The following is a 13,811-nucleotide window of genomic DNA, read 5'->3' on the forward strand; positions in this document are numbered from 1 at the left end:
CTTATACCTCTAATACCTGTTCTTGCGTTAAGCCTTCACGACAGTATTCTGCTAGGGTGCTAAGTCTACGTTTGGCATTTTTATGAATTGGGTTTTTTTCATCCCATGCATAACCCGCCAGTAATGAAGAAATCATACGGCGAATGCCATCATTCTGATTTTGTGAAAAAACGACGTCCTGAAATTCACCTTCATACCATGACTCAACATAGGCACGAAACACCTGAATGCCACGGCGCAGCGGTTTTTCATATTCTTGCAACCAGTCTACCTGTTCACCTTGCAAAACACGCTCAACCAAAGGAACCGCCAAGCTGGAAGATTTTAACGCGATAGTCACACCTGATGAAAACACTGGATCAAGAAACTCACCTGCATTTCCTAAAAGTGCATAGTTGCGGTCTGCCAAATGCTTAACATTGGCAGAGTAGCCCACCAAAGTACGTACTAGCGTATCAAACTTAGCTTGACGTAGTACCTCTGACAAGCTTGGTTCGTCAGCTAAAATGCGTTTGAACATTGCCTCTGGCTCATTATCGGCAGCATTTTCAACTGTGTATTTGTCAAAGAAATCTTGTTCAGCCACTACACCCAAAGAAGCTCGGCCATCAGCAAATGGAATTAGCCAATACCATGCACGGTGGTCTTTTTCATGTACAGTAATTAAAATTTTATTACGATCAAAATCAGGGGCATCGGCAATACCATCTTCAATATGAGTAAAAAATGCACGACGTACCGGAAAGTTTGATGGACTCTCTAAATCTAACAATTTTGGCAAAATTCGACCAAACCCACTTGCATCAAGTAAGAACTTGGTTTGAATTTGATAGCTTTGCTGATTTTCATCTAATACCGTAAGAATAGGCTGTTCTGCTGCTACGTCTACATCTAAAACTTCATGTCCAAAACGAAGGTCTGCCCCATAAGCCTGAGCTTGTTTAGCAAGTAAATTGTCAAAATCTGCACGGCGAACCTGCCAAGTCGTCCCCGGCCCATCGGTAAATTTTTCAGTAAAGTCATAAAAACTGCGTTGTTTACCCCGTAAAAAGGCCGCACCATTTTTAAATTGAAACGCATATTGCTCGACATGCTCGCGAACTGTTTCTAGTAAACCGGCCTCTTCTAAAAACGCCATAGATTGCGGTAGTAATGACTCACCAATTGAAAATCGTGGGAAATACTGCTTTTCCAAAACCGCAACTTTATAGCCTTTCTTGCGCAGAAGTGCCGCAGCAGAACTTCCTGATGGACCCGCCCCAATAATCACTACATCAATTTTTTCTAAAGTGCTCATAGCACAACTTTCCTTTTTAATTTATTCAAATTATGAATGGTCTTGTAAATTCACGATATGTTTTTCATCTGCCGGGGTAAGTAAAGTCGCATAGATGAATGAGAAAATAACCCCAAATAAAACCGTCAAACCAAAACAGTGAATTGCATACGTATGGCTAAATGAAAGTAATCCAAAGCCAAGTAAGGTCGACATCATACATAAAAATAACGCCATTCCAACTACTTGTGGATGATCATGCCCATGTCGATAAAAAATTGCATAGTCGACACCGATCCCAATGATCAGGAAAGTCGCCATAATACTAAACAAATTAATTTCTACACCTAACCACGCCTGAACAGCAAAAGTGCTCAATAACGCCAAACTCACAGGCAGAACCAAAGGCACAATCGAACTTAAGCCATAAATAATGGCTAAGCCTAGTGTTAATCCAATTAATGCATAAATCAGAAGATGCTGAGCCTGTACCCTATGCTCGGCAAACATTTGCGACATTGTTGCAATCGGTTGCTGAAAATGCACATATTGAGACTGTAACCCTCTTAAAACTTCTGGATGTTTTATTCCTGTCACCATAACCAAGCGTTCATTCGCTTGGAGCTGTAAAAAAGCTAGAGGATGATCTTTAAATACGGCGAAATCCAATAAGGGTTGTTTCGCGAGCTGCTGTTGCCATTGCAAAACATCAGCCACATTTAGCCCCATACTTTGTGCATATTCTTCTAAGGTGGAGCGTGGGATACTTTGTAATAGCTGCACATTATGTTGCTGTTGAACCAACGGTGGAATCCACTGTCCCAAAGCTTGAAATGCAGAAATTTCCCCTTTTGCCTGTAACTGCTGCAACTGTCCAATGAGTTGTTGTTCCTGTTGCTGCATTTCATTTGTAGAGGCGGCTTTTACCACAAAATAATCACTGCCTTGTTGTTGTCCAAATTGTTCACGTACAGTTTGATCTTGCTGCTTTAAGCTCGCATCCATACCTTGCAAATTACGAATATCATCGTTTGTTTTAAGGTAAAAAAGACTCACTGTACCCGCAACTAAAATAGTCGCGATCAAGCTATAACGTATTTTTGCACGTTGCTGAAACCACAGTCGTGTTTGTCCAATCCATGACAAAGCATGTATGGCTGGCTGGGCATTAAGTGCAGGTAGTCTTGGTAATAAAAGCACACTACTAATCCAAGCCGCAGTTAATCCGACAATTGAAAATACCGCAATCTGTCTAAACCCGGGAAATGGTGTAAAACTCAAAAAGACATAAGCCACCAAGGTGGTCATTAAACCCATAAATAAACTAGGCAATAAAGGTAATAAAATCTGGAAACCACCTAGCTTACGATGCTGAGATTGCATTGCCATAAAGTAAAAAGAAAAATCGACACAAACCCCAATTAGACTCGCACCAAATACTAAAGTAATGAGATGGATTTCCCCAAATATCCAGTGAGTCACTGCAAATGCAACAAAGCTTCCGGTCGAAACAGCAATAAATTCTGTCGCCATAGGACGTAATGAACGGAAACCAAACCATACCAGAAAAATAAGACCTAATGTCGAACCAACACCAATGGTCGAGATTTCCTCTTTAGCCGATTGAGTTCCAAAATTTGTAAATAAAATCGTTCCCGTCCAATGAGAATTTAGCCCCATTGCAGCTAATTTTTGTTTGGTCTGATCAATCCAGTTCGATACTTGTTCTTGATAATCAATATTGTATGGGCTTTGGGTTAACTGTAATACAAATAACCGTGAAAGCCCCTGATCATGATGAATAGTCGCAAAACCTTGTTCCATTTCAATATCTTGCTGGGATGGGTTTGCCAATTGCATGGCATAACGAGTAAACAAGAGTAATGGATCTTGCTTAAGTGATTCTTCTGTCACAGGTAGGCCTGGACTCATCATCTGCATTAAGCTTTGTTCGCTAAGTGCCGAGTAGTCTTTTTTTTGTAATAGCTCTTTATCTTGCTCACTCAATAAACCTACTCGATGTTGATAGAGCTGCTTTGCAAATTGATCAAAATCAAGTTGTGGTTTTAAAGGTTGCCATAATGGACTGCTAGCTTGTACCGTTAAAAACTCCGTCGCGTGTTGTATCTCAGACTCATCTTTAGCATCAACTACAACAAATACTTTGTTATTGAGTTGCTCATTCATATACTGCTGAGTACGTGCAAGCTGTGGGTCCTGCTGCATTTTTGGCAATAGCGCAAAAATATCCGTCTGAATATGGATATCTTTTTTAAGCCACGTTATACCCAACCCCACAGCCATGAGTAAGAGCGCGATTAGCCACAGTACAGTAAATTTATTCTGCCAATTGGAAAAGTGCATGCTCGGCAGCCATTAAAGTCGTCGGTTTAGAAGTCTGGTGACTAAAGCGAATTGTGGTCAAATTATTGGCTTTTTCAGTAATCACAATTTGGTTTACATACTGTTGACCTTGAGCATCTACACGCACAAACAGTTTTTTAAATAAGCTACTTTTTGGCGTTAAACTAATATTCCAGCCCGCTGGACTATAGTTTGCACTCACTACATTAAAGTTCTTTGCCAAGGCTTGTTCATTACCTGACATTAACTGCAAAAAGAGTGTTGCAACAGAACTATAAGGTGATTGATCAATTTGAATCTGGCTAAATGTTCGCTGAGTCTTTTGTACCAATTTAGTTGGAGTAACAATGAGATCCGCCTGTACCGGACGTTTAATTTGCCATGCCACACCATAAGATTTCGCAAATAGCAGAGAACCGTTGGATACAAAGGTTTTATTCAAAGACGGTAATTTCTTTTGCTGCTCGAAATCAGCACGGACTATCGGCGTTTGTGCCAACTGCTGAAAAATCTGTGTCACTTCTGTTGAGGCCGCATAAACGGCGCTCAAGCTGCCCATCCATACTGTGAGACCTATCCCTAAAGTTTTAACAAATTTAGACATCATGCTCCCCTCGTTGGTTGGAACCCAGACCACGCATTTAAACGTTCAAATAAAACCTGAGGTGACTGAAGGCACATTTCACGGTTTGCAATATTTACAGCAACCTGTGTGGTATAGCCCTTGGTTAAACGCTTTCCAGACTCGGCATCAAAAATCAAATAGTCTATTTTTAAACGGTTTTCCCATTCTTTTAAAATAGCCCGAACCCGAATCTTTTGTTCAAACTCAATACCATATGCATAACGGACGTGACTTTCTATCACAGGCCATGCATAACCAGATTCTTTCATTTGCATATAGTTGTAATGAAATTGATCAAGCAATTTACAGCGTGCAATTTCAAAATACTTTAAATAGTGTCCATGCCAAACCACATTCATGGTATCAACATCATGAAATGGAATCTCAATGATTACATCCGCATGCATTCGCTCACCTTATCCCATAAATTCTGGTTGATTAAACAATTCAAGTTGGTCTAAACGATCAACAATCTGTTGTAATTCGGTTTGTAATGGTCGATCTTCTTCGACAAATGCAAAGCTTTGTAAGGTCCATTGCATGAAGGCTTGTAATGTTGGGCTTAATTGTTCCGTTAAACCTTTCAAATGAATCGCCTGTACACTCGCACAGCATAGCGCTGCAATTACTTGCTGTGTCAAAGTAATCACACGGCTCGCATCACGTGCAGCAATCGTTCCCATACTGACTTTGTCTTGGTTATGGCATTCGGTTGAACGTGAAAAAATTGAAGCGGCTAAAGTGTTTTTTAGAGCCTCAGCTGTCCACGCGGATACCCCGATTTGTACAGCTTTAAAACCATGATTCAGTGGTAAACGTTCAGCCGTCGCACCTGTTAGATTACGTGGTAAACCATGATTCATTTTATGATCAACCAACTGTGCAATCTGTCTGTCCATCAAGTCAGCAATATTGGCAATCATAATTTTTAAGCTATCCATTGCCTGTGCAATATGTCCACCGTAGAAGTGACCACCATGCAACACACGCATGCCGACAGGATCAATCAATGGATTGTCATTACTCGAATTCAGCTCATTTTCAATAAACTGACGTAGCCATACTTTTGAGTCTTCAAACACGCCAATAATATGCGGCGCACAGCGTAATGAGTAACGATCTTGCAAGCGTGGACTCTGATGTGCGGTTTGTACTTCACTGTTCAGCCAATCACGTAATTGCTTGGCAATCTGTTGCTGCCCTGGATGCGGCTTTTGTGCAAACAGAACTTCATCGAAATGACTTGGATTTCCTTCCAATGCCAATACGTTCAGTGCAGTAATCAAAGTACTTGCAAAAGCAATCTGTTCTGCTTTTTTATAATTTAAACATGCAATTGCCGTCATCACGGCAGTACCATTCATAAGGGCCAAGCCCTCTTTCGGTCTGAGTGTTAAAGGCTGCAACCCTTTTTCGGCATACACTTGAGCAACCGGAACAATTCGTCCATCAACATAAACATCACGCTCACCAACTAAAGTTCCCGCGATGTAAGACAATGGCGTTAAATCACCGCTTGCCCCCACTGAACCTTCAGATGGAATAACCGGAATCACATTTTCATTGAGCAACCAAACTAAGCGTTCCAGCAAAGCGATCGACACACCTGAATAACCACGTGCCAATGAACATAAACGAGTAACAACGACTGCACGTGCAGTAATTACATCAAGGTTTTCACCTAAACCACAGCCATGAAAACGAGAAAGATGCAGCGGTAATTCATTGACCTGATGCAATGGAACTTCAACTAAACATGAGTCACCGTAACCCGTGGTCACACCATAGATAACTCCTTCTTCTTCAAGTAACTGATCGAGAAAATCAGCTCCTTTTTGAGTCAGTTCACGCCATTCAGAGGATGCAGGTAAAGCAACCTGACATTCGCCTCTGGCTACAGCAACAACATCTTCAATGCAAAGTGGTTGTTCCCCTACGGTTAACAAACGCATGTTATTTCGTCCAAAAATTATAAAAATTAAACCATTGATAAGGAGCTCGCATGCAATGCTGCTCTAATACATTTACATAGGTTCGGGTCACACTTTGCATACTTTCAATACGGTGAGCACGCGGTAAATTTACCTGCTCTGAAATGAGATGGATATGCACTTGAAATTGTTGCTGCATGCGATAACAAAATACTGCTATGACCGGCACTTTAAGCAAATTTGCCAAAATCCATGCGCCTTGTGGAAATGCAGCAGTTTCCCCTAAAAACTCTAGCTGCTGTACACGATCTGACTGTACAGGCACTCGGTCTGCCGCAACAATGACCCACTCACCTTGTTGCATTTTATCTTGTAGCAACATAGCCGTTTCAATACCGAGTTCATCGACCGATAAGAGACAAACATCTGCTTTATCATTTATTTTTTTGAGAAAATCATTAAATTTCGTTGCATGTTTTTGATAAACCAACACATTAATTTTCTGTGGATGGTCTGATTTTATTGCGCGAAGCAACTCAATATTACCAAAATGCGAAACAACTATTAGAGCGCCCTTTTGGTAGTGCTGATGAAAATACTCATGTCCAAAAATTTCCAGTTTTTGTTCTGGAATATTGCCTAGCCAGCCCTCAATCTTATCTAAAATACATTCGCCAAATTGCATGAAATGCGCGTAGCTATTTGTCCAATTTGGTTGGTGACTAAACGGCGACTGTGATCTAGCAAAATGATGCAGTTTTTGTAAATAAAGTAAGGAAGCCTGTCTTGCTGTGGCAGCAAATAACCAGTACCACATAATGACGAAGTACATCACAAACTTGCATAACCAACGTCCACCAAAACGATAAAACCAAAGCATTAACATTAATGGCAACATGCCACCACGCTCTTTAATATCATTCCATTTGGGAGAAGCTGACTGTGTCATGGTTAACCTTGCAGCTTATGTTTTAACAGTTTCGGCAAACGAATCAGCATCCCCATAAATAGAGTTGCATGTGCCTTGCTTAGACCTAAGTTGTCTCGCCAAGCATGAAAATGGGAAATCCCCTGCTCTGGATAAACCACTGGCGTCGGAACATTAATAAAAGGAATATTTTCCCATTTTAAACGCACTAAAATTTCACTATCAAAACCCATACGTGGCTGGAATTTAGCGCTATTCAATACCTTAATAGTGCTTTCAAGTGGATACACTCGGAAACCACACATACTGTCTTTAATCTCAAACGATAAACTATTTAACCACACCCAAAAGTGGGTGATGTAACGTCCATATAGGCGCTTTTTGGGAATAGAGGCATCGAAATATGGCTGACCAATCACCATCGCATCTGAATGCTGCCGAGACTGTTCCAGAAATTTTGGAATGTCATCCCAGCAATGCTGACCATCGGCATCGAGTTGTAATGCATGACTTAAACCAAGCGCATGCGCTGCGCGTAATCCGGTTATTACAGCTTGGCCTTTGCCTTTATTTACCTCATGCTCAATTAAATGAATTTGAGGATATTGCTCTGCCAAGCCTCTTAAAATTTGGCTACACGCATTATCGCTTCCGTCATTTACCAACACAATCGGCAGATGAAAACCATCCAAATTAGCAATCAAGTCTGCTAAGAAATGTGGATGATTATAGACTGGGATAATAAAGCCATAGTTGGTCTGCATTTTTAACCCTCTACTTCCGTTTGCAAAGCAAATAATAGTCGTCCTGAAGCTAGAATCTGTTCTGAATCACGTAATTCAAAACTCACTTTATGCTCTTTTCGAGAAAGCTTGAGTTGCACGACAGCATAAGGACAAATGAGATTTTGGAATTTTAACTGCTCATACCCTTGGCACCAATTTAAATCGGACCAAATTGATTTAGCAAAATATTGTAAAAAACCTATTTGCCCCACTCCTGGATAAATGGGCTGTTTTGGAAAGTGGCCTTTAAAACATGCTAGGTCAGATGGAAACTCAAGACTAAAAATATAGTCATCTGCACTTTGGCTCTGTGATAGCACTACAGGTTGCAACATCGGCTTGAATAGTGTTTTCAAATAACTTTTATCGAGTTTAGACTGTGTATTTTGAGGTAACTGACTTAAAAAACGCCATTGACGTGGAATTGCTAAGGTTTCTAAATGATCTTTCAACTGCTGTTTTAAATGGCCAACAAAGACTGCCTTACCCTGCTTTTTCAACTGCTCACGAGCCTGCTCTGTCAGAACAACAATACAACCCAGCATTTGACGATGCTCATGCTCAAACACCAGTACATGACACTGTTTGACTTCGTCTAAGGCTTGAATACTTTGTTCAATCGCATCTAGACTCAAACGCTTTTCTTCAAGCTTAATAATTCGGTCGGTGCGCCCTAAAAGCTGAAAGCTCTTACACATGTGATCTGCCCATTCAGCACGATCACCTGTGGTAATCCAGTTATCTTCATAAGCATGATTACTTTTGACCATGAGCTGATGATCTTCAATACAAATAGCTACATTGGCAAAAGGCGTCCATATGTCATCATCTTTAGCACGATGGGCAATGCCGCCCGTTTCCGAACTTCCCAAAACTTCAACAATTAAGCAATTTACTAAAGGACGAACGCCACTTTCTAGTTTGCCACCAGAACTAAAGACCATCTGACATTGTTCTAAAACCACATCGGCTGTCCAGCGTTTTAATAAAGCTGGGCTTGAAATCAAATAATTACTTAAACCCAGTGTTTTTAATTGCTTTTGAACGTGTACGACATCTTCTGGATAAGCAACTTGCGGTATATAAAAACAACGCCCTGTTGCAAGAGGTAAAAGTAGCTTAAACAGTAATCCATAAATATGTTGGTGGCTCACCGTTGCAATAGCTATAGCATCATTTTCAAAAACAAAACTTTGGCTTAAGCCTTGCACCTCATTGAGTAATTGTTTTAGGGTTCTTGGGATTTTTTTAGGCTGCCCTGTTGAACCAGAGGTATAAAAATAGAGTTGTGCCTGCTCTAAAAAGTCATCATCCAACGTTAAAGATAAGGGAGCAACTGATTCAACACTTTGACGTTTTAAAAAATAAATATGCTGTGCTGCAAAGTCCTGTTCTAATTCACGCACTCGATTTGGCGGTAACAGCACCTGCTTTTTAGCCAATAAAGCAGCAAACAATAAAACCAAAAATTCGTAGCTATCTGTTTCCCATAAAGCCCAAGTTAAATTTTCTAATTGAGCAATTGCACCGGCTTGTAAGGCCACATCCTGCCAAAAATGATTAAAGCTAGTTGAATGCAGAGCACTATCTAAGCAAAGTGGCTGAACCGAATCGATGAATTTCTGAAAATGACACTGCATAATTTTGAATTAATGATTTGAAGAATGTAAACGCTGATGCCTTTTACGCAAAATAAATTCGCCAAGGAATAACATACCCATCAGCACATAAGAAATAAAGCCATTATAAATGACCCAAATTTGAGTCGAAGTAAAAAAAACCGTAATGAATGCAATTAATGCATTACATAAAAAGAAAACACACCAGACCTTAGTGACCTGCCTAGTCCAATGAACTCCTGATGGTGGTAAATCAGGTTCAATCAACCGAGCAAAACGCTCAATCATAGAAGGAGGTTTTATTAAGGTGAATGCAAAAATACCTAAAGCGCCTAAACTCATCCCAACCGGATACAGCTTTAACCATGCATGATCCTGTAGTAGTAAGCTTAAGCCACCACAAACAATAGCGAGGCTGGTTAAAGGCCATAAAAGGTGATTACCTTTACTAAATAAACGTAAAACACCTAGCCCAATAAGCAATGCACTTACCCAGACAAATTGTCCGTGCGATAAACTCCAACCAACAATAAAGGGATACAGCACAAAAAGTGCTGTAATTATCCCTTTAATTAACATTTTCATTCAGCAGTCATATTCTGAATAACAGTCACCACATCTAACACAGTTCTTACATTTTTAAAGTCTTCAGGTTTTACTTGTTTACCTGTGAGCTCTTTAATCTTAACTACCAAATCAACTGCATCAATACTATCTACATCTAGATCTGAATATAAGTTTGAATCTAACTGCACAGACTCAGGTTCGATTTCAAATAAATCTTCCATCCATTCACGGAGTTTTGCCAGTACTTGTTCTTGAGATAACATCATCACACTCCTTATGCTTGCTGCTGCGCTTCGACCAAGGCAACCAAACTTTGAACTGATTTAAAGTGCTGTTTGGTCTCATCCGATTCTGCACTTAAATGGATGTTGTAACGTTTTTTCAAAGCAAGTCCTAACTCAAGGGCATCAATCGAGTCTAATCCTAAACCTTCTCCAAATAATGGAGCTTCTGTATCAATATCGGCAATAGTAATATCTTCTAGTGCTAAAACATCAATAATCATTTGCTTTAGTTCATCAGCAAGATTGCTCATTTCAAGATAACTCTTCATCAAAAATTTTGTAAAAACTACGACTTAACTCACGAACTTGTTTAGGTCCTACTGTTAAATCTTCTAATAGATCTTTTACATACACTGCATCTAGTACCTTCACTTCTATATGAAATGGCCGAGATGGTACGTGATACCATTTTTCATTTTTGGTTAATGTAGATGGAGCACATGTAATCACTACTGGGCGAATTGGCACATTTGCACGAATGGCAATATTTGCGGCCCCTCGCTGAAACTCATTGAGGATCATTCCTTTTTCAGTCCGAGTACCTTCCGGAAAGATCAAAAGAGAAGCGGCATTATCCTCTTTTAGCCGAGAAACACAATCCTCGACAAACTGTTTAGAGCCTGCATTTAAAATATAACCTGCACTTTGTACTGGCCCTTTGGTAAATGGATTGCTCCAAAGAGATTCCTTCACCACACAATTAGCTTGCTGCATCATACCAATTAGTACTACAACATCAATCAAAGTCGGATGGTTGGCAATGACAAGTTCTTGGCGACTATTTTCTAATTTTTCTAGACCTTCTACCGAATAGGTCATAATGCCAAGCTTAACCATCATTTCAGTAAAGCCTTTAAAGCTATGCTTAATTATACTTTGTGCATATTGTTGGCGTTTTTCCGGATCTGATGTGGTCACTTTCAATGCAGGTGCAATGACTGCCGCGATTGCCATCCCCCCTATACCAAAACTCGCAAAGCTAAAACCTGTAGCAGCTACCCGCCAACAGTAATTACTTTTTTGCTTTAACTTTTTAAGGTTTAGCATTTTTTCCACCCATATTCAGACATAGAAAGATCAGCACTTTGCCAAAAACGAGAAAATGTCAGACTGTCTAATTCATCTGTAGGTGACCATTCAGTAAACTGTAAATTAGGCTGATCCAGACTTACTAAAGCAGCCATTGCATAGGCAGGAAAATCAATAGTCTCGCTATAAATGTTTGGTAAGGGTTCATCGTAGGCTACGACTAAAACCCGCTGAATACGTGGTAAAGCTTTTAATGCAGCGTAAGCTTCTATTAATCCTTCAGTCCATGAACAACTTAGACTGGTAGATGGAGTGTCATCCTGACATAAAATAGAATACAAACCAGAAATAGCATTGTGAACTGAGGTAGAGAACTGCGTAGGTGATGGTGTTTGGCCTTGCAGAACATCTTGTAATATTCCCAATGTTTTGGCTTCATCACCATAACGTGATATCCAAACAATATAATCAACACGCTGTCCATCTAAAGTACTAATTGCACTATTGAGCGCTAATTTAGCCAAGGGTGACAGACGCCTTCTTTGCATGGCGGGAATACACTCAAGTGCCGCGTAAGAAGGCTGGGCATGTGTAAGCGTTAACTGGGCAAGATGTAATGTTACCATGCTAAAAAAGAACCTTAAGCAGCATTATTCTTTCGGAATATAGATTATTTTATAAAAAAATGGATTATAGCATTCGTTATGAAATTTACAAAAAATTACGTTTATCAATCACACTTTTTCATAAATCTTTGTTCTGTCTTAATTCTTTGTAAAAAAAGCCCAAAGAATACTTTGGGCTTTTTTACATGAATACAGATTAACGGTTAAATTTCTTTTCCGCTTTCTTGAATTTCTGAATATAACGACGACGACGAGCTGCTGTACGCTCATCAACTTGACTCTTACGACCTTCAAACGGGTTTTCAGAAGTTTTAAAGTCAATACGAACTGGTGTACCTTCAAGTTTATATACTTTACGGAACACGTTCTCTAAGTAACGGCGGTAGTCCGCAGGTGTTTTATCAACCTTGTTACCATGAATCACAATAGTCGGTGGGTTTTGTCCGCCCATGTGCGCATAACGCATTTTAATACGTTTTCCGCTAATCATTGGTGGTTGGTGAGCTTCTGTTGCATCACTCAAAATTTGAGTTAATTTCGCTGGTGATACTTTTAAGTTCGCAGACTCATAGGCACGATGGATAGAAGGATATAAATCACCTACCCCTGTTCCATGCAGTGCAGAAATTAAATGAATTTTTGCCCAAGGAATAAAGTCAAAACGACGCTCAACATCAAGCTTACATTGCTTACGGTCATACTCGCTCATGTTGTCCCATTTGTTAATGGCGATTACCATGGCACGACCAGCTTCAAGCGCATAGCCAATTAAATGTAAGTCTTGCTCAACAATACCTTCACGTGCATCGACCACAACAACCACAACGTGTGCATCTTTCATAGCCTGTAAAGTTTTAACAATTGAGAACTTCTCAATCATTTCATCAACTTTACCTTTACGACGCACACCCGCTGTATCAATTAAAGTGTATTTACGACCTTCACGCTCAAACGGAATATAAATAGAGTCACGAGTTGTACCCGGTTGGTCAAATGCTACTACACGGTCTTCACCAAGTAAGCGGTTTACCAACGTTGATTTACCCACGTTTGGACGACCAATAATGGCTAAACGTAAGCCAGTGTCTTTGTCATGTTCATCTGGGTTTTCATCTTCTGGAACTTCTGCAAGTACATCTTCAAGCATTTGCTGTACGCCACGACCATGGCTCGCTGCAACTTGTAATGGTTCACCCATACCAAGTTTATAAAACTCAACTAAAGCAGCTTCAGCATGAACACCATCTACCTTGTTCGCAACAAGATAAATTTTCTTACCTAAAGTACGAAGTTCACGAGCAATTTGCTCATCAGAAGCTAACAAACCAGCACGCGCATCAACTACAAAAATAATAATATCTGCTTCGTTGATGGCTGTTTTTGACTGCTCGGCCATGTAGTTATCTATACCGCCTTCACTTTCACCGATACCGCCAGTATCAACAACAATGAAAGACTTATTTTGATAAGTCGCATCACCATATTTACGGTCACGAGTCAGACCCGCGAAGTCGGCTACAAGTGCATCACGACTCTTGGTAATCTGGTTAAATAACGTTGATTTTCCGACATTCGGACGACCAATGAGCGCAATAACGGGTTTCATACAATAACCTTAATCAAGACCAGCCATATCTCATGGCATGAGCATTAGAAACAATACAGGAGATATATTTTAAGGTCAGATATGACCATAATAAAAGACGGGGCTTTGAACTGATTTAATTCAAACACCCCGATATTTTTTAACAGCGTAATTTGTTAAGCGGCTATTTTA

14 protein-coding genes are annotated in these 13,811 nt (G+C 40.1%); all 14 read right to left on the bottom strand.

From position 1 onward, the window contains the following. Window position 1: 1 nt before the first annotated feature. The 14 genes from AC056_RS03400 to der all read right to left on the bottom strand — a co-directional run bounded on the left by AC056_RS03400 (window position 2) and on the right by der (window position 13,640). The gene (locus tag AC056_RS03400) at window positions 2-1,297 is read right to left on the bottom strand and encodes an NAD(P)/FAD-dependent oxidoreductase (RefSeq protein ID WP_077162749.1); all 1,296 of its coding nucleotides are present in this window, start codon (window positions 1,295-1,297) and stop codon (window positions 2-4) included. A gap of 30 nt (window positions 1,298-1,327) precedes the next feature. Next, window positions 1,328-3,640 carry an MMPL family transporter gene (locus AC056_RS03405; protein ID WP_265733976.1) on the bottom strand — a complete coding sequence of 771 codons (2,313 nt, stop codon included), beginning with the start codon at window positions 3,638-3,640 and terminating at the stop codon, window positions 1,328-1,330. Further along, window positions 3,615-4,244, bottom strand: coding sequence for a LolA family protein (locus AC056_RS03410; protein ID WP_077162750.1), 630 nt, complete (start codon window positions 4,242-4,244; stop codon window positions 3,615-3,617). Before AC056_RS03410 ends, AC056_RS03405 begins: the two co-directional genes overlap by 26 nt. Continuing rightward, window positions 4,244-4,672: an acyl-CoA thioesterase gene (locus AC056_RS03415; protein WP_077162751.1), complete on the bottom strand. Its 429-nt coding sequence runs from the start codon at window positions 4,670-4,672 to the stop codon at window positions 4,244-4,246. Before AC056_RS03415 ends, AC056_RS03410 begins: the two co-directional genes overlap by 1 nt. A gap of 9 nt (window positions 4,673-4,681) precedes the next feature. After that, complete coding sequence (locus tag AC056_RS03420; protein ID WP_077162752.1) at window positions 4,682-6,217, bottom strand: HAL/PAL/TAL family ammonia-lyase; 1,536 nt, start codon at window positions 6,215-6,217, stop codon at window positions 4,682-4,684. Between the two features lies 1 nt (window position 6,218). Next, window positions 6,219-7,145, bottom strand: a complete 927-nt coding sequence (locus AC056_RS03425) for an acyltransferase (RefSeq protein WP_100290124.1) — start codon at window positions 7,143-7,145, stop codon at window positions 6,219-6,221. A 2-nt stretch (window positions 7,146-7,147) separates the two neighbouring features. After that, window positions 7,148-7,888, bottom strand: a complete 741-nt coding sequence (locus AC056_RS03430) for a glycosyltransferase family 2 protein (protein WP_077162753.1) — start codon at window positions 7,886-7,888, stop codon at window positions 7,148-7,150. A 2-nt stretch (window positions 7,889-7,890) separates the two neighbouring features. Next, window positions 7,891-9,549: an AMP-binding protein gene (locus tag AC056_RS03435; RefSeq protein WP_077162754.1), complete on the bottom strand. Its 1,659-nt coding sequence runs from the start codon at window positions 9,547-9,549 to the stop codon at window positions 7,891-7,893. 9 nt (window positions 9,550-9,558) lie between these two features. Continuing rightward, window positions 9,559-10,113 carry a septation protein IspZ gene (locus AC056_RS03440; RefSeq protein WP_077162755.1) on the bottom strand — a complete coding sequence of 185 codons (555 nt, stop codon included), beginning with the start codon at window positions 10,111-10,113 and terminating at the stop codon, window positions 9,559-9,561. Then, window positions 10,110-10,364, bottom strand: a complete 255-nt coding sequence (locus tag AC056_RS03445) for an acyl carrier protein (RefSeq protein ID WP_170318151.1) — start codon at window positions 10,362-10,364, stop codon at window positions 10,110-10,112. The genes AC056_RS03440 and AC056_RS03445 overlap by 4 nt, the downstream gene beginning before the upstream one ends. A 5-nt stretch (window positions 10,365-10,369) precedes the next feature. Next, window positions 10,370-10,630, bottom strand: a complete 261-nt coding sequence (locus tag AC056_RS03450) for a phosphopantetheine-binding protein (RefSeq protein ID WP_039250423.1) — start codon at window positions 10,628-10,630, stop codon at window positions 10,370-10,372. Window position 10,631: 1 nt separating this feature from the next. Beyond that, a complete protein-coding gene (locus AC056_RS03455) occupies window positions 10,632-11,435 on the bottom strand; it encodes a lysophospholipid acyltransferase family protein (protein ID WP_077162756.1) in 804 nt (267 codons plus the stop codon). Further along, window positions 11,420-12,034, bottom strand: coding sequence for a beta-ketoacyl synthase chain length factor (locus AC056_RS03460; RefSeq protein ID WP_077162757.1), 615 nt, complete (start codon window positions 12,032-12,034; stop codon window positions 11,420-11,422). The genes AC056_RS03455 and AC056_RS03460 overlap by 16 nt, the downstream gene beginning before the upstream one ends. Before the next feature lie 196 nt (window positions 12,035-12,230). Continuing rightward, on the bottom strand, window positions 12,231-13,640 hold the full coding sequence (der, locus tag AC056_RS03465) for a ribosome biogenesis GTPase Der (RefSeq protein WP_019458083.1): 1,410 nt from the start codon (window positions 13,638-13,640) through the stop codon (window positions 12,231-12,233). Window positions 13,641-13,811: the final 171 nt, after the last annotated feature.

Source organism: Acinetobacter genomosp. 33YU, assembly GCF_001990725.1.
Classification (GTDB): Bacteria; Pseudomonadota; Gammaproteobacteria; order Pseudomonadales; family Moraxellaceae; genus Acinetobacter; species Acinetobacter seifertii.

What these genes read in the sequence shown, in the direction of transcription:
- AC056_RS03400 (WP_077162749.1), bottom strand. Translation starts at nt 1,297, where the DNA reads ATGAGCACTTTAGAAAAAATTGATGTAGTGATTATTGGGGCGGGTCCA.
- AC056_RS03405 (WP_265733976.1), bottom strand. Translation starts at nt 3,640, where the DNA reads ATGCACTTTTCCAATTGGCAGAATAAATTTACTGTACTGTGGCTAATC.
- AC056_RS03410 (WP_077162750.1), bottom strand. Translation starts at nt 4,244, where the DNA reads ATGTCTAAATTTGTTAAAACTTTAGGGATAGGTCTCACAGTATGGATG.
- AC056_RS03415 (WP_077162751.1), bottom strand. Translation starts at nt 4,672, where the DNA reads ATGCATGCGGATGTAATCATTGAGATTCCATTTCATGATGTTGATACC.
- AC056_RS03420 (WP_077162752.1), bottom strand. Translation starts at nt 6,217, where the DNA reads ATGCGTTTGTTAACCGTAGGGGAACAACCACTTTGCATTGAAGATGTT.
- AC056_RS03425 (WP_100290124.1), bottom strand. Translation starts at nt 7,145, where the DNA reads ATGACACAGTCAGCTTCTCCCAAATGGAATGATATTAAAGAGCGTGGT.
- AC056_RS03430 (WP_077162753.1), bottom strand. Translation starts at nt 7,888, where the DNA reads ATGCAGACCAACTATGGCTTTATTATCCCAGTCTATAATCATCCACAT.
- AC056_RS03435 (WP_077162754.1), bottom strand. Translation starts at nt 9,549, where the DNA reads ATGCAGTGTCATTTTCAGAAATTCATCGATTCGGTTCAGCCACTTTGC.
- AC056_RS03440 (WP_077162755.1), bottom strand. Translation starts at nt 10,113, where the DNA reads ATGAAAATGTTAATTAAAGGGATAATTACAGCACTTTTTGTGCTGTAT.
- AC056_RS03450 (WP_039250423.1), bottom strand. Translation starts at nt 10,630, where the DNA reads ATGAGCAATCTTGCTGATGAACTAAAGCAAATGATTATTGATGTTTTA.
- AC056_RS03460 (WP_077162757.1), bottom strand. Translation starts at nt 12,034, where the DNA reads ATGGTAACATTACATCTTGCCCAGTTAACGCTTACACATGCCCAGCCT.
- der (WP_019458083.1), bottom strand. Translation starts at nt 13,640, where the DNA reads ATGAAACCCGTTATTGCGCTCATTGGTCGTCCGAATGTCGGAAAATCA.